The 16,233-nt window shown below is 40.0% G+C and carries 12 protein-coding genes; 4 read left to right on the top strand and 8 right to left on the bottom strand.

Annotated features, from left to right (window positions below; genetic code table 11):
* Window positions 1–3: 3 nt before the first annotated feature.
* The 8 genes from K1X82_03235 to K1X82_03200 form a co-directional block, all read right to left on the bottom strand.
* Window positions 4–1,593 carry a hypothetical protein gene (locus tag K1X82_03235; GenBank protein MBX7181103.1) on the bottom strand — a complete coding sequence of 530 codons (1,590 nt, stop codon included), beginning with the start codon at window positions 1,591–1,593 and terminating at the stop codon, window positions 4–6.
* A 32-nt stretch (window positions 1,594–1,625) separates the two neighbouring features.
* Window positions 1,626–3,791: a S46 family peptidase gene (locus tag K1X82_03230; protein MBX7181102.1), complete on the bottom strand. Its 2,166-nt coding sequence runs from the start codon at window positions 3,789–3,791 to the stop codon at window positions 1,626–1,628.
* Between the two features lie 35 nt (window positions 3,792–3,826).
* On the bottom strand, window positions 3,827–5,101 hold the full coding sequence (locus tag K1X82_03225) for a T9SS type A sorting domain-containing protein (protein MBX7181101.1): 1,275 nt from the start codon (window positions 5,099–5,101) through the stop codon (window positions 3,827–3,829).
* A 43-nt stretch (window positions 5,102–5,144) separates the two neighbouring features.
* The gene (locus K1X82_03220; protein MBX7181100.1) at window positions 5,145–5,567 is read right to left on the bottom strand and encodes an IPExxxVDY family protein; all 423 of its coding nucleotides are present in this window, start codon (window positions 5,565–5,567) and stop codon (window positions 5,145–5,147) included.
* 3 nt (window positions 5,568–5,570) lie between these two features.
* Window positions 5,571–6,521 carry an NAD-dependent epimerase/dehydratase family protein gene (locus K1X82_03215; protein MBX7181099.1) on the bottom strand — a complete coding sequence of 317 codons (951 nt, stop codon included), beginning with the start codon at window positions 6,519–6,521 and terminating at the stop codon, window positions 5,571–5,573.
* Between the two features lie 103 nt (window positions 6,522–6,624).
* The gene (locus K1X82_03210) at window positions 6,625–6,921 is read right to left on the bottom strand and encodes a hypothetical protein (protein ID MBX7181098.1); all 297 of its coding nucleotides are present in this window, start codon (window positions 6,919–6,921) and stop codon (window positions 6,625–6,627) included.
* A gap of 4 nt (window positions 6,922–6,925) precedes the next feature.
* Window positions 6,926–9,706: a gliding motility-associated C-terminal domain-containing protein gene (locus tag K1X82_03205; GenBank protein MBX7181097.1), complete on the bottom strand. Its 2,781-nt coding sequence runs from the start codon at window positions 9,704–9,706 to the stop codon at window positions 6,926–6,928.
* 254 nt (window positions 9,707–9,960) lie between these two features.
* Window positions 9,961–10,386 (bottom strand): DUF2147 domain-containing protein, encoded by a 426-nt coding sequence (locus K1X82_03200; protein MBX7181096.1) that lies wholly within the window; start codon window positions 10,384–10,386, stop codon window positions 9,961–9,963.
* A gap of 115 nt (window positions 10,387–10,501) precedes the next feature.
* Here K1X82_03200 and K1X82_03195 point away from each other — a divergent pair, with 115 nt between their 5' ends.
* The 4 genes from K1X82_03195 to K1X82_03180 all read left to right on the top strand — a co-directional run bounded on the left by K1X82_03195 (window position 10,502) and on the right by K1X82_03180 (window position 15,820).
* The gene (locus K1X82_03195; protein ID MBX7181095.1) at window positions 10,502–12,988 is read left to right on the top strand and encodes a bifunctional UDP-N-acetylmuramoyl-tripeptide:D-alanyl-D-alanine ligase/alanine racemase; all 2,487 of its coding nucleotides are present in this window, start codon (window positions 10,502–10,504) and stop codon (window positions 12,986–12,988) included.
* A 290-nt stretch (window positions 12,989–13,278) separates the two neighbouring features.
* Complete coding sequence (locus K1X82_03190) at window positions 13,279–14,349, top strand: alkene reductase (GenBank protein MBX7181094.1); 1,071 nt, start codon at window positions 13,279–13,281, stop codon at window positions 14,347–14,349.
* A gap of 169 nt (window positions 14,350–14,518) precedes the next feature.
* Entirely contained in the window at window positions 14,519–15,211 is a 693-nt protein-coding gene (locus K1X82_03185; GenBank protein MBX7181093.1) for a hypothetical protein, read from the top strand.
* Between the two features lie 24 nt (window positions 15,212–15,235).
* Window positions 15,236–15,820 carry a Crp/Fnr family transcriptional regulator gene (locus K1X82_03180; protein ID MBX7181092.1) on the top strand — a complete coding sequence of 195 codons (585 nt, stop codon included), beginning with the start codon at window positions 15,236–15,238 and terminating at the stop codon, window positions 15,818–15,820.
* The last annotated feature ends 413 nt before the right edge of the window (window positions 15,821–16,233 follow it).

Genomic DNA, 16,233 nt, shown 5'->3' with positions numbered 1-16,233 from the left:
TGGCTATTCTGCAGGTTTGGTTTTACAAATACTTAGCTCGCCATCCCGGTATATTTCTTCTCCAATGTAAGGCTTTATAACATCATTTTCTTTGGCCTGATCATATAAAAAAATGATGTGTTTAAATTTAGTTACATCAATATTATTTCTCCTCTCCCCTATCATAAAATCGGTAAACCCTCGCTTTTCCAGTAGGTACAACGATACGTTAATGCTAATATCGCCCATTACTACCACCGGCTCTTCTTTTGGAATACCCAATCCGGGTAATTTATCCTTTAAGGTTTTCAACTTACCCATGTGCTGCTCCTGATCCCAGTGAAACCAATCCCAAAAAGCCTTTTCTCGTGGGGTTAATGCATACGAATAAAGGGTTTTACCCTTTGGCGAACGAACCCGTGCCGACATCTTTGCAGAGCAATAGTATACATTAAAAACTAATAAAATACTAAACAGAACCAAGGCAAATCGTTTTACTTCAACAGTTTGAATAGCATGATAAAGAGTCACTGAAATATTCAACAATAAAAATATTGGAACTACCATCATATTCACAAAATAGTAGTCATGAACATTAAATACCTGGAAAAACAATAACACATAAACCACAAACAAAAGCACAAAAACATTGGATAACCAAAACAGAAGTTTATTGCTATACCGGTAGAAAAAGAAAGTGAATAATTGTCCAAATACCAACAATAATAAAACCGATCTATGAAACACTTGTGGTTTTATATCCGAAATACATAGGCCTATGGTACTCCAAATCCAATCCTTATCCATTTTCCAAATAGGTAAAATACCTATCAGAAAAAACTCCATTTTACCTTGTGTAACTATTAATCCTCGGTAATAGGCATAACCATACCAAGGCAACCAGGCCAATACCGGAATGGCCCAAATGGCCATCATTTTCAAAACTTGATTCTTAGGCCAAAGTCCAAAATTGGAAAGTCGAATTAAATCGGTAAACAACAATAGGCTTATGGCTGCATATGCGGCGGCGGCACTGATTTTAAACCAACCGGCAATCGAAAAAAACAAAGCCGAGGCTAACAGGTAAGTCCAAGATCTGTGATGTAAGTAGTAAAAAAATAAGCTGCTACCAACTATAGCCATAAACAATGCTGAAGGGTCAGAAAGAAAGCTCACCCCATAAAAAACTAAAATGGGGGAAGTAAATACAAGAGCAGTAAGACCTATAGCCAGCCATTGGTTTGGAATGTATAACTTAAATAAATAAAACAAAGCTATTAAGGCCATTACCATAAATGCTAAATCCAACAATCGGTAAATGGTTTCGCTTTTTCCAAAAACCTTCCAGGCCTGAGCTACACTGTAATAAATAATTGGAAATTCAGAAGGAGTGCATTTTCCATTACCTCCGGGTCCTAAAAACAACAATTCCGGATCCAAAAACGGATTGTTGTACTCATAGTACATTTGGGTCATTGCCAAACAATCGCATTGTCTCCATTGGTGAATGGATGCAGGACCTTGTTTCAGCAATTTTGGAAAACCATACAAAGCCATTTGAATAGTTATAACAACCAATAGCCCTGCTAAACCAATCCAGTTCTTTTTAAACATCGGCAGCTTTATTTTCTGGTCAATTCAGGTTATTAATTTGTTACAATCTTCATTTCCTTTAACAAATGGGAGGCTCCGGCGAATTTATCAATTATAAAAAGTGTATATCGCACATCCAAAACAATGTTTCTAACCCTATCCGGATCGTAACTGATATCACTCATGGTTCCATCCCAATTTCTGTCGAAGTTGGTTCCAATTAATTGACCATAGGCATTTAAAACAGGACTTCCACTGTTTCCTCCGGTGGTATGATTGGAAGCACAAAATGCCACAGGTAATTTACCTTTGTAGGAATAAGGTCCAAAATCCTTGTTTTTTATCAACTCCAATAACCTTGGATTGACCTTATAATCCGGTATCAAGGTGTCTTTGGATTTTTCTAAAATACCATCTGCCGTTGTAAATGGTTGGTAAAAAACTCCATTTTTGGGCTCATATCCTTTCACTTTGCCATAACTCAGCCTCAAAGTTGAATTGGCATCCGGATAGAATTTTTTTCCTTTTCCATAAGTGCGTTGAGCCTGCATCCATTGCTTGTTTAAGGCGGCAATTCGGTCACTTGATTTCAGATAAGCATCCTGAACTTTAAACGTGTAAACGGCAACTAAATCCATCCAAAGGGCAAATGCAGGTTCGCTCTCTAACTTTTTAATATTGTCTTTACTCAATTTGTCTACCAGGTCTTTTGCAGCTTCTTCGGTAGTAAAATTGCTTTGTTGATACAGGTTCTCTACAAAAGCAACAATGTCACCTTTAAATTTAACCTGAATACTTACCGTTAAAAAATCAGGTTTATACTCTTCCGGGAGTGCCTGCAAGTAAAGACCTAACAATTGAGGGCAAATTTCCTTGTCTGCCTTAACCTGGTAATTTTTGAACCAACCCCCAAAATTATCTTTCAATCTTTTCTTTTCAGCTTCAAACTCTTCAACCGTTGCATTAGCAGATTTAGCTTTTTCATACAAAGGCATAAAGTAATTGGCAAAGGTCATTAATTCAATTCCGGAAGCGGCTTCAGAAAACAACTCAGCAGCGGCGGCTAACTTATCATTTGCCTCATACTCCTTTTGCAATTCTTTCAAAAGGCTACCATACTTTTTATTTCGAACAGAATCAGCTTTGCACCAAGTTTCAAATCCGGCTTCAAAATCTTTCTTTTTACCAACTGTATTAAACCTTTCCAGTCCTTTACTTTCCCCTGTCCATTTTTTGTAATAGTTGGATAAGCGATTGTATTTAGATGCATATTTTATTTTGTCCAATTCACTGCTTCGCATGTATTTATCCCAAATTCCAAGTCTGATTCGTCTTGCCTTAATTCGGATAGGATTTACGACTTCAACAATTTGCTTAACCGCAAAAGAACTGAGGTATTCTTGAGTCCTTCCGGGAAATCCAAAAACCATGGTAAAATCATTTTCTTTTACCCCTTTCAATGAAATCGGAAAAGAATAATTGGGTTTATAGGGTACATTGTCAGAAGAAAATTCAGCCGGTTTATTGTCTTTATCGGCATAGATTCTAAACAGGGAAAAATCGCCAGTATGCCTAGGCCAAACCCAATTATCTTCATCGCCTCCATAATTGCCGATGGATTCAGGTGGAGCACCCACCAACCGTATATCCTTAAAGGTTTCCATGGTAAACATATAGTATTCGTTTCCATAGAAAAAGGACTTAATTTTAGCGGTATAATGTGTTCCTTTCACTGATTCGGCTTCTATCCTTTTTACATTGGCAAGAATTTTTTCCTCTTTTTGGGCATTTGACATAGAATCCAAAACACCTTCCATCACCTGGGCGGTAACATCATCAATTCGCTTAATAAAGGTTACGGTTAATCCCGGATTAGGCAATTCATCCTTTTGGCTCATTGCCCAAAATCCATCCCGAATATAATTATGTTCCAGGCTACTGTGAGCTTGTATTTGACTAAAGCCACAATGGTGATTGGTTAATATCAAACCTTGGTATGAAATAACCTCACCGGTGCAGCCACCACCGAAATGCACAACAGCATCTTTTAGGGATCCTTTGTTGATTGAATAAATCTGTTCGGGAGTTAATTGACAACCATTGGCAGCCAATTCCTTTTCATTTAAGGCCTTAAGCAGGTTGGGCAGCCACATTCCTTCGTCTGCCAACAAAGAAAAAGGCAGGATAATAGCCAATACAAAGGCTCCAAAAATTCTCATTTGGTAAAAAAATATATACAATTAATTGGATCTAGTTATTCTACAACCACTTTAAGTGTTTGAGTACCTTGGTTTGGAATATTAACTTGTGCAAAGTATAATCCGGCTTTCCAATTACCACGTGAAATGGTTACTGAACTTTGGTTATTTAAATCAGATGAATACACCACTCTTCCTAATTGATCTTTTATAGAAATACTTCCAAGTTTAGCCTTATTCTCCAAGGTAATTACTAGTTCAGATTGTGCAGGATTTGGACTTAAGGTAAAAAGAGCCGGTTGAACTTCCTCGATACCGTTTGGACTATAATTCAATGGCATTTCTGCAACAAAATTTGGCGCAGTATTACCGCATAAAATTGATTCGAACATGGTTGCAGCCGAATTGGAGAGCGTATCCATAATGGCTGGCTTTTGAATATATGCGGTATGTCCGGCGTTGGCGATTGAGAAAAACACATTTGGTTTGGTAAGGTTATCGCATTGATTGTGCATTAGGGAACCACCATCAATAGAGATAAGGTTTAAACCTGACACTTGAGCAAAACCATGGGCATAAGGAACAGTAGGATCCTGGGTTTCATGAATGGCAATTAACAAAGGGTCATTGCTATCGATCCAAGTTGCCTTATGCAAACCACCCGACATGCTCCAAACACCTTGAACAGCAGAAGAAAATTGGGTATTGGTGCTGCTATTTCCTTCAATTCCTCCATTGGATAGAATGGTATTGGCAACATAATCCGGCACTTCATTCACATCGTCGATATAAGCTGTGTGCAAGGCCAAAATACCTCCTGCCGAAACACCGCTCAAAAACACAAAATTGGTGTCAACTTTGTAATCTGCAGCATGTTCACGCATAAACCGGATGGCAGCTTTCTGGTCTCCAACCGCCTTCACCACTACATCTAACATAATTGCCGAATCGGGAAAATTACATAAGTCAAATAAACGATAATCAATCGCACAAGTCACAAAACCACGTTTAGCAAAATCTTTACAAATATTCACTACATAACCATCTGTTTTAGAACCATTAATAAAAGACCCTCCATAGTTTACAAATAAAACCGGACGAGCAGTTGCTGCGTCACCTTCCGGTTCGTAAATATCCATTTTAAGACTGTAACTCTCTCCACAATAACCGGTATTCTGTCCATACTGTACATTGGAAGTAACTACAGTATTTGTAAAAATTTGGTTCTTGTATCGAATTCCATCGCAGTAGGCATTGGTAACAACTTGAGCTTGAGAGGAACTCAAAAAAAGGCTGAAAGCTAGAAGAACAGGGGTAAATAATTTATTCATTGGCAGGAAATTAGTTTGTTGGTAAAGATAAGTTTTAATTGATTTAAAAAATAGGCAATCGAGAGGCGTGTTTCATTTGCTCTCCATTAAATAAACTGCAAAATTGTATTAAGGAATGTGATCTAATTTGTTTAACCAAATCTTCCACCTCTTCATCCGAAATAAGAGAATATATCAGCAAAATAAAATCAAACTGAGTAAGCTCAGGAAGCAAAGTGCCAAATTCACTCTTATTGGCTAACAACAGGTAGCGTTCTTCCTGGCTGGGAAAATAGGAAAAGGAAGTGAAATAGGCCTTGGTACCATTCTTTTGCACAATGGTATATGGTTCTTCGTCCCGGGCAAACTCCAGTCCCATGGAATTGCCAATGGCCCACGCAGCCCGGTAATCCTTCTGGTGACAAGAAACCCCAATTAGGATATAATCCGGGGTAGGTTCATCCATTTGAAGAACAAACTTTGCCATGGGTTATCCTTCCACCGGTTGCAGGTGCAACAACATATCATTAACCATTTCTTTCAAACCATACTCCTGTTTCCATCCCCAATCCTGGCGTGCTTCAGAGTCGTTTATGCTTGCCGGCCAACTATCTGCAATGGCTTGACGATGGTCGGGTTTATAGGAAATGGAAAAATGGGGTATATGTTTTTTTATTTCTTCCGAAAGTTCTTTTGGAGAAAAACTCATCCCGGAAAGATTGTAACTGCTTCTTATTTTGATTTTGTTTGATTCTTCTTCCATAATCCCAACTGTTGCTTTAATAGCATCGGGCATATACATCATTGGCAAATAGGTGTTCTCTGACAAAAAACACTCATATTGACCCTTTTCGATGGCTTCATGAAAAATATGAACTGCATAATCGGTGGTTCCTCCTCCCGGATCGGATTTATATCCAATTAATCCCGGATAACGTAAGCTTCGAACATCCACTCCAAACTTTTCATGGTAATATTGGCACCACCTTTCTCCGGTTTGTTTGCTGATTCCATACACTGTATTCGGTTCCATTACAGTGTATTGTGGAGTGTTTTGCTTTGGAGTATTGGGACCAAAAACTGCAATTGAGCTTGGCCAATAAACCTTTTGAATTTGCTTTTCCTTAGCTAAATCCAACACATTAAAAAGCCCTTCCATATTGAGTTTCCAGGCGGATTTTAATTTTTGCTCGGCTGTTGCAGAAAGCAAGGCGGCTAACAAGTAAATTTGTTTTACCTCATACTTCTTTACCAGTTCTAATAAACGGTCTTTATCCAACACATCCAATGGTTCGAACAAGCCTTGTTTTACCGAATCGCTTGCTTTTTTGATATCCGAGGCAACTACTCCTTCCTCGCCATATATTTTCCTTAGGCCCTCCACCAATTCTGTTCCAATCTGCCCACCGGCTCCTATTACAAAAATTCTTTCTTTAGGCATTCTATACAGGTTTAACGAGGCAAATTTAGGTGGGGGATCAACACAAAGTGGCTAAGGTTGAAAAAGAATTTAATGCGGAATTTTGAAATTCCCTGGGGTTCAATTAATTGAGCGAAAAGGAAGGAATACCTGGAGCTACACCTTGGTAAAATGCCAGTTTAAAAATGTCGGGTTTCATATAATCGACTAGCGGAAATGTTGCCAAAACATCCATCACTTCCTGCTCTGAATCGGCTAACATGGCAATCCACAATTTACTTCGGTCATATGCTAAGGCATAATTTAAAATAATGCCTTTTTGCATCCAATCGTCAACCACTTCGCGTTGTTGAGGGATTTTCCTAATAAAATCTTCCGAAAAATAATCGGGTAGTGTAATCTCAATATAAAAGTGGTTCATGGTATTAACGCACTAAAGTAATTGTTCCTGTTTTCTCAAATTCTCTTTGGTCAGCAAACTTAACCCAAATTTTATAACCATAAACACCTTGGGGCAAGGGTTTACCTAAATATGTTCCATCCCAGCCATTATCCATGGCTTGCTGAGGATCCTGGGTAGCAAAAACAACGTTTCCCCACCTGCTGTAAATCCTAAAATCTATTTCATCTACATCATAACCATAAACCTTGTAAATGGGATTTTTACTTTGATTAACCGGAACAAAAGCATTTGGCATGTAAATGTTTGGCTTTTTAGCAACAAATATGGTGGTTTGGATGGTATCAGTGCAACCATTCGCGTCTATCACAGCTAAGGTTACCACATGTGTTCCGCTATCCAGGTAAGTCGTATTGGGCGTTGAAGAAGTGGAAGTGGTATTGTTTCCAAAATCCCAATAATAGGTTTGCGCCGGGGTTCCAGTATATTGAAATTGTAAGTTATTTTCCGTGTATAGCGTCGAGTTGCCTGTTGTAAAAGAAGGTTCCGGTAAAGGATTTACGGCATATGCCTTGGTTAAAGTGTCTTGCAAACATCCTCCGGAAGAGATTAAGGTAACATAAAATGAATCCTGACTTGGGAAATAGTGAGTTACCTGTTGCCCGGTATCTGCATTGGTTAATAAATTGGTTGTATCGCCAAAACTCCAAACAAAAAAAGCAGAATCAAGATTAGTAACTGCATAAAAATCAGTTATATATCCAAAGCAAGTTTGACTCCAGGTAAAATCTGCTGTTCCAACCAATTCGCTTACCACCACCTGAAGAGTATCATCACAACCATTGGCATCTGTAATTATTACCGGGTAGGTTCCGGCAGATAATCCGGTGGCTGTAGCGGAAGTTTGAACAGGATTTGTTTGCCATTGAAAACTATAAGGGCTTAATCCCAATAAACCGTCTACCGTAGCAGAACCATCCGCTTCACCACATGAAGCATCGTTTGAAACTATCAGATTTCCTATCACATCCATGAGAGTGTCGACCTTTACATTCAAAATTTGGGAACAATTGTCACTTCCGGTAATAACCACATAGTAGGTTCCTGCCGAAAGATTGGAAGCCGCGGCGGTATTTTGCGGAGGTTGGGTGTTCCATAAAAATGTATAGGGCGGATTAGGTCCTGTGGCAATAGCTGTGGCTGTTCCACTGGGTTCGTCGCAAGAGGGAGTAGCCGATTGAATAGACCCCAATTGAGCGGTTGTACTGGCTATGGTAACAGTGGAAGCACTCACACAATTGTTCGAATCGCGGACAGTAAGGGTGTAAATTCCTACCGGCAAATTGGTTAAATTAGGGACGGTTTGAACCGGGCTTGTATTCCAGGAATAAGAATATGGTTGAATTCCCCCTGAAACAGTTGCATTAATAGATCCGATGGAGTTTCCGCAAGTAGTATTATTCTTTGAAATTTGAATATTGAGAGGTCCGGGTTGAATGGTAGTAACATTCAAGGACCGGGAACAGCCTTGCGAATCTGTTACTGTTACGCTATGTGCACCCGGACCTAAGGAGTTAACAGAAGATCCGGTAAGCACAGGAGTGGTGTTCCATGTATAAATATAGGGTGGAGTTCCTCCACTTGCTAACACACTGGCGCTACCATTGTTTTGCCCATAACAGGTAATTGGTGAATTTTGTACCAGGGTTAAGGTCGGAGAGTTTAGGTCGGTTATGGTTTTAGAATAAAAAGCGGTGCAACCGATAGCATCTGTTACCACCAGAGAATAGGTGCCATTGCCCACTCCGGAAAGATCTTGAGTAGTTTGAACAGGATTTGAATTCCAAGAATAGGTATAAGGTGGTTGCCCTCCGGAAACAGAAACATCTACAGCTCCGGTATTGGAGGTGCAATTGGAATTAGTTACTGAAACCAAGGTAACTGTTGGGCCAATGTGATCAACCGGGAAGGTATAGGTATAAGAGGGATTCAAATAATTATTACAACCATCTATAAAAGTATCACCATCTGAGCCATTACCAAAATGGACCACATAATTTCCAATGGCACTTATTGCTGAGGCAAAAGTGATATTAATTCGGTTGGTCATTCCATTGGAATTGCAGCCTACCGCAGTAAAACTTGTTATGGTTGGTGCCGCCGGTCCGGTAATAGTAATCTCACTTAAGTCGGAAGAAATACTACTGCAAAGAATCGGTTCGGTGAAATACAGGTAAATGGTTTTAGGATTACAGGCTGTTCCGTGGGTAATGGTATCAACTTGTGGAGAAACATTGTCGAAAACACTGGCTGTTCCGCCTAAGTTGAGCACATAACCATTGGTGGATCCGGTAAAGTTATTGACCATCAGGGCATAAATTTGTCCGGTAGTTACCGTTAAAGGCGAGCATTGATTAGGACCTGCAGTTGGTTCCTGGGTTCCGGTGGCACCATTTTGCAAACCGGTGCTTCCCGGAGTAGAGGAATAATTGCAACGCAAAGGCTGTAATCCACCATTGGCAATAGAAGCGCAACTATCTCCGGATAAATTATAGAGTGCAAAATCATAATCATCGCTGCTGGTATTGGGCGCAATTTGAAAGTTAAAACTGCCTCCACTTATTACCCTAAAAATAAACCAACTGGAATTGGCCTCACCACTATCTAAACAGGTTGTTAACGGGGCAACATCCAGAACTGAACCAAAGCCACTGTTTATGGAGTTTTGAGAATAAGAAGCCGTGCAAACATTAATCGCCGAAAAACAATCTTGCTGCAGTTGTTGTGCCTGTACTTTTTTATTCAAGCCTAACAACAGCAATACTGCCAGATGGAAAAACAAAACAGGCCTCATCCTTTTTCAATGTAATGGTACGATAATTTTCAATTAAGGTTGTTTATTCCTAATTATACCTATTGCAAATCAATAATAGTCCAATTATTCTTCACCGGCATTTGAACCATGGCGCTTTTGCTTTGGCATTTAACATTATTAATAATTTCCAAAAAAAAGCCCCTAAGAATCTTAGAGGCCTGGTTTCAAAAAAAGTTTAAATCCACTTATTCTTTGTAAGGATGCCAGGTTTGGGTGCGGTATAAAAACAAAACATATCCACGTACCTTCAGGGTATTTCCTTCCAACCAGATTTTACAATCATAAACTTGTCCTTTTTTAGGATCCATAATGGTGCCATCGGCATATTCGTTACCTTTCTTTTTCAAGTTGCGAATAACCTCCATTCCCAATACTTTTTTACCCTTTCTGTCGTCGGAACACTTATCACATACCGGATCTTGAGGCTCACTTGGTTCACGAAACAGTTTAATTACCCGTCCAAAATACTCGTTTCCTTTCTGGTAAATCTCTACTACAGATTTTGGCTTACCTGTTTCATCGTCAATTGTTTTCCATTTTCCAACAATGTTTTGGGCATTGGCCAAAGAAACCATTAATAAAAAGGCAAATACTACGCTTAGTTTTTTCATAAGAAATTTGAATTAGTTATGGCAAATATAAACAGGTAAATCATAAAAACTATGCCAAAAAACAATTCGGGTTTTGGTTTTTGGTTTTAATTTCCTTGCTTCCTTTGTATCAACCATGCATCGAACCTATACTTGCGAAGAAATTGCCCAGTTATTGTCAGCCCAATTACATGGGGAAAAAAGCCTAGTAATACACGAAATATTGTTGGATAGCCGCAAACTATCCAGTATTGAAGGTGCTTTATTTGTAGCCATTAAAGGATTAAGGCACAATGGCCATTTGTATATTCCGGAATTATACAACAAAGGTATTCGGGTGTTTTTGGTTTCTGATATAACTTTTAAACCGGAACATTTCCCGGGTTCTTGTTTTATTCAGGTTTCGGATACCTTGTTGGCATTACAAAAATTAAGCAAATTTCACCGGCAACAATTCCGGTATCCGGTTATTGGAATTACCGGGAGTAATGGAAAAACCATTGTAAAAGAATGGTTATACACTTTGCTGCAAGAAGACTATTCCATTGTTCGAAGTCCAAAAAGTTTCAATTCCCAAATTGGGGTTCCATTAAGTGTTTGGGAAATGGAGGAACAACATAACCTGGCCCTGTTTGAAGCCGGAATTTCCTTACCGGGAGAAATGGATAAACTTGAAAGCATTATTTCCCCTACCATCGGCATTTTTACGAATATAGGACAGCCCCATTCGGAAAATTTTAAGGATTTGGAGCAAAAAACCAGGGAAAAACTACGATTGTTTAAGCATGTAAAAAAGTTGATTTTTTGCAAGGATTACGATGATATTTACCGACTGGCCATGCCGGGCGAAAACCTGGAATCGGATTGCAAACTTTTTACCTGGAGCAGAAGAACTAAAGCGGATTTAGCTGTTACTAAAGTTAGTAAAAACAAAGGAGAAACTGAAATTTCAGGCATTTTCGACTACCGTTTCATTAGCATTTCCATTCCTTTTTCAGATGAAGCTTCCATAGAAAATGCCATTCATTGTTGGGCCTTTTTATTGAGCGAAGGATATTCCAACGAAATTATCTCGCAACGCATGTCCTACCTGAGTCCGGTGGCGATGCGACTGGAACTCAAAGAAGGTGTTAACAATTGCTCGATTATCAACGATAGCTACAATTCCGACTTAGGTTCTTTGGCCGTTGCCCTGGATTTCCTGAATCAACAGCACCAACACCCGACCAAAACGTTGGTTTTATCGGATATTCTGCAAAGTGGAAAAGGGTCAGACCAACTTTACCACGAAGTAGCCGAACTGATTCATACCTATAAAATTGACAAGCTGATAGGAATTGGAACCGAGATTACCAAACACCAGGCTTTATTCAACCTCAATAAACAATTTTTTTCCGATACAGATTCTTTTCTTGAAAAGTCGAGCAGCAACTCCTTCCAAAACGAAGCCATCTTGCTAAAAGGAGCTCGGTCGTTCGGGTTTGAAGAAATAACCAAATTCTTACAGCAAAAAGCCCACGAAACCGTAATGGAAATCAACCTGGACGCGATGGTTCACAACCTGAACTATTACCGATCCTTGCTGAGCCCGGGAACCAAACTAATGACCATGGTTAAGGCCTATTCGTATGGTAGTGGCGGACATGAAATTGCATCCTTATTGCAGTTTCATCGGGTTGATTACCTTACTGTTGCCTATGCGGATGAAGGAGTAGAATTAAGAAAAGCCGGAATTAGTTTACCCATTTTAGTCATGAACCCCGAAGAACAAAGTTTCGATGCCATGATTAAATATAAACTAGAACCTGAACTGTATAGTTTTAGAATTCTTGGTCATTTTGAACGTGCGCTTCAACGAAATACCGACCGTATTTTAGAACCCATTTCCATCCATATAAAATTGGATACCGGCATGCATCGACTTGGTTTTGAAGCGGAAGACATCAATGAACTCATCATCCGGCTCAAAAACCTAAAACGGGTAAAAGTTGTTTCCTTGTTTAGCCATTTGGCAGCCAGCGAAGACCAGGCTCATGATAGGTTTACAAACGGACAAATTAACCTCTTCAAGAAAATGAGCGAAGAAATTATCTCGCACCTGGGCTATCCGGTGCTGAGACATATTTTAAATTCCAGTGGTATTACCCGTTTTCCGGACGCCCAATTTGACATGGTACGATTAGGAATTGGATTATACGGAGTTGCTTCCAATTCAGCAGAACAGCGCCATTTACGAAATGTTAGCTCGTTGAAAACCATTATTTCGCAAATCAAATACATTAAACCCGGCGACAGCGTGGGTTATGGACGAAAAGAAATGGTAGTGAACCCTGAAACCATTGCTACGGTACCAATTGGATATGCCGATGGATTAAGTAGAGTTTTAGGCAATAGAAAAGGACGAATGCTGGTGAATGGGAAAATGGCTCCCATTGTTGGCAGTGTATGTATGGATATGTGTATGCTAGACATTACCGGAATATCGTGTAAAGAAGGTGACTCCGTAACTGTTTTTGGAGAAGGATTTAGTATTTCGGATCTGGCGGCCTTGCAAGGAACCATTCCGTATGAAATACTTACCGGAGTTTCGAGAAGGGTAAAGCGGGTGTATTACCGGGAGTAAGGAAATGGTGAGAACTTCGGGCTTAGGTTCGGGCAGGGATAGAGGCAAGTAGCCCACAGGAGCACGCGGCGCTAGCCAAGTGCGACGAGGACTACAGCCGATAGCCCGGCCATGAGCCAGTTAATTTTCGGACAAAACCCAAAATCTAATGCGAATGGGCCCGCCAAATAATCCGGAAAAAAATCAAAATCAGTTGATACCTTAATCCGGGTAAAATAATTTTCACAAAAGTTTACAAATTCTTGGGTACTGCAAGGCTTAATATTCCTAGGTTTGCGTCCCGAAAGATTATGGCTGATTTGAAACTGTTGAGTCCTTACAAACAAAAAGGATTGTCCTTACAAAATCATATTGTTATGGCGCCGATGACCCGATGCAGGGCTATTGGCAACCTACCGAACGAATTAATGGCAACGTATTATTCCGAGCGAGCCGACATTGGACTGATTGTTACAGAAGGAGCTTCTCCCTCGCCGGAAGGACTTGGATACGCCCGAATTCCCGGAATTTTTAACCGTGAACAAGTCGAAGCCTGGAAAAAAGTTACCAAGGCTGTACATCAAAAAGGAGCTAAGATTTTTATTCAGTTGATGCATACCGGACGAGTGGGGCATGAATCAAACCTCCCGAAAGGATTTTATTTAGTGGGGCCGTCTGCCAAAAAGCCGTCCGGAAAAATATTTTCAGACAGCCTGGGAATGGTGGATAATTCTCAACCTTTGGCTCTTACCTCAGACGGGGTTGAAAAGGTTATGAATGCCTTTGTGGAAGCAGGTAAAAACGCTATGGCAGCCGGATTTGACGGCGTTGAATTGCATTCGGCTAATGGTTATTTATTAGAACAATTTTTGCATCCAACGGTAAACAGCCGTGAAGATGGATACGGTGGAGAATACGAAAACCGTTCCCGATTTGTAATAGAACTTGTTGAAAAAATGAGCGCCGAAATTGGAGCCGAACGCATCGGAATCCGCTTTTCGCCTTATTCAACCTACAACGATTTGCCGGCTTATGACCCAGAAGAAGTTCATGCATTGTACGTGTATTTGGCGCAAAAACTAAATGCAATCGGAATTGCTTACATTCACTTATCCATCAATCCGGCAATGCAAGACCGCACTTTGCAAGGAATTCGGGATGCTTTTCAAAAAACCCTTATCCTTTGTAATGGATTAAACCCTGAAAGTGCCGAACAAAAATTACAAGAAGGAATTGCTGATTTAGTTGGATTTGGAAAAGGTATTTTGGCTAACCCACAGTTCGCCGCCCGAATTGCCGGAAAACTACCATTAAATCAGGCAAATCCTGAAACGTTTTACACGGCCGACGCTGTTGGCTACACGGATTATTCAGGCATTTAATAGCCGGTTATACCGAATGGACATTATGTTTAGTCCAATATAATGTATTAATTTTTCTTGAGAAAATTGGCCTAACATTCTGTATCCTCGGTATTTACCAATCTAAATTTATAATAATCCTTTGGACTATTTATAAATTAAAATTGGTATTATTTATTACTTTTAGGACATGAAAACCTTGTTGCTGTGCGCCCTTTCAGCCTGTTTATATCTTTCGGTTTCCCAAGCCCAAACCTGGAGGTATTTTGAATTTACTACCCAATGTGGCCATGGAGCCTGGCAAGATACCTCCTTCATTGCCGCGACTTCCAACCCCGAATTAATTGATACCGTATTAGCCAACCTGGGCAGACCAATAGAGAATCGCAAATTTATTAGCGGGACTATTGAAGCAGGAAATTCAGGGTACAACCACAATGCCAACCATTGGTTTCTTTGGCACTTTAACCCCAACCAATGGAACCTGGCCGAACTTGCCATCGAGGTATGCGATGGTTGCCCTTATTCGGATGTAGACGCAGACACAGCGTATTGGTTGCAAACCCTTGGACAATTTTGCCCCTGGTCCGGCCGTCCGGCAAGGGAAATTAGTCAGCCCATTTCCATTCAACCCTACTCCATGAACCCATCCGGTTTGGTGTTGCAACAACAGGGAAAAGAGTTGAAAATGACCCTGCCTGATACCGATTGGTATACGTGGACAATTTATGATTTACAGGGCAAACGCCTAAAAACCGGAAAAACGAATTCGCCCCTGCTCCTACTTTCATTGCCCGATTTGGAAAATGGTTATTACCTATTCGAAATATACAACGCTATGAATCAATGCTTTCGTCAAAGGTTTGGACTAACTTCTAATTAATTTTCCTATTCCATTTTTTCCGGCATGAACCCCAATCAATTCATTTCCAACTTAATACTACCCGAATTTGGAGAAGGTACACTGTCGGAAATGTTAGCCAATGGAACGGCTATCCAACTCAAATCCAACCAGGTTTTGGTACAGCCCGGACAAATCAATGATACTTTATATGTCGTGGTTGAAGGTGGTTTTGTTTGCCGGTACATCGATGAAGAAAAAGACATTTTCAAAACCATCAATTTTTTTCTGCCCGACTTGCATCCTTTCATGGTTTGTGTCGATAGCTTTTTTGAAGAAACTCCCACTCATTGCGAATTGCGAGCTATTTCACCCTCCACGGTATTGGCCTTATCTAAACAGATTTTGGTGGAAATTATTGATCGCGACCCGCAGCTACATCGCTTTTATCATTCGACCATCATTAAAGCCTTAACGGAAGAAAACGATTTAAAATTGAAAATTATCGCTTACCGTTCGGAGGATTTGTATGCTTATTTCCTAAAAAATCTTCCATCTTTAATTCAAAACGTACCATCCAAATACATTGCGGAACTAATGGGTATTTCGCCCGAATGGCTATCCAAATTAAAACGTTTGTCCCGGAAATAATTCCTTTTTTTCTGTTTATGCGGGCCCCTTTTCGCCACCGGCAATTATGCGAATATCAACTTATTATGGAAGGCGAAAAGGTCACGCTATCGGCTGTAGTCCTCGCCCCCCTAGGCTAGCCCCGTCGGGGTTCTGTGGGCTACTTGCCTCTATCGTTGCCCGAGGTGCAAATCCGAAAAGTATCGCCCTTTACCCAAAAAAACACCCATCCATTTCCATTTCTAAACTTATACCGAATGTACATTATGTTTAGTCCAATTTTGGTATTAATTTTTATTGAGAAATTTGACCTAACATACTGTATACTCGGTACTTACCAATCTAAATTTATAAAAACCCTTTGGACTACTTATAAATTAAAATTGGTATAATTAGACTATACATTAGATAAATTTGGGTTAACCTGCAGGTGA

The sequence above is a fragment of the Bacteroidia bacterium genome (assembly GCA_019695265.1).
In the GTDB taxonomy this organism is placed as follows: domain Bacteria; phylum Bacteroidota; class Bacteroidia; order JAIBAJ01; family JAIBAJ01; genus JAIBAJ01.
The sequence above is the reverse complement of the archived record's forward strand: the minus strand, read 5'-3'. Positions and strand labels throughout refer to the sequence as shown.

Coding starts and splice junctions, on each gene's coding strand:
- K1X82_03185 (MBX7181093.1), top strand. CDS start 14,519: ATGAAAACCTTGTTGCTGTGCGCCCTTTCAGCCTGTTTATATCTTTCG.
- K1X82_03200 (MBX7181096.1), bottom strand. CDS start 10,386: ATGAAAAAACTAAGCGTAGTATTTGCCTTTTTATTAATGGTTTCTTTG.
- K1X82_03235 (MBX7181103.1), bottom strand. CDS start 1,593: ATGTTTAAAAAGAACTGGATTGGTTTAGCAGGGCTATTGGTTGTTATA.
- K1X82_03195 (MBX7181095.1), top strand. CDS start 10,502: ATGCATCGAACCTATACTTGCGAAGAAATTGCCCAGTTATTGTCAGCC.
- K1X82_03225 (MBX7181101.1), bottom strand. CDS start 5,101: ATGAATAAATTATTTACCCCTGTTCTTCTAGCTTTCAGCCTTTTTTTG.
- K1X82_03190 (MBX7181094.1), top strand. CDS start 13,279: ATGGCTGATTTGAAACTGTTGAGTCCTTACAAACAAAAAGGATTGTCC.
- K1X82_03210 (MBX7181098.1), bottom strand. CDS start 6,921: ATGAACCACTTTTATATTGAGATTACACTACCCGATTATTTTTCGGAA.
- K1X82_03220 (MBX7181100.1), bottom strand. CDS start 5,567: ATGGCAAAGTTTGTTCTTCAAATGGATGAACCTACCCCGGATTATATC.
- K1X82_03180 (MBX7181092.1), top strand. CDS start 15,236: ATGAACCCCAATCAATTCATTTCCAACTTAATACTACCCGAATTTGGA.
- K1X82_03230 (MBX7181102.1), bottom strand. CDS start 3,791: ATGAGAATTTTTGGAGCCTTTGTATTGGCTATTATCCTGCCTTTTTCT.
- K1X82_03215 (MBX7181099.1), bottom strand. CDS start 6,521: ATGCCTAAAGAAAGAATTTTTGTAATAGGAGCCGGTGGGCAGATTGGA.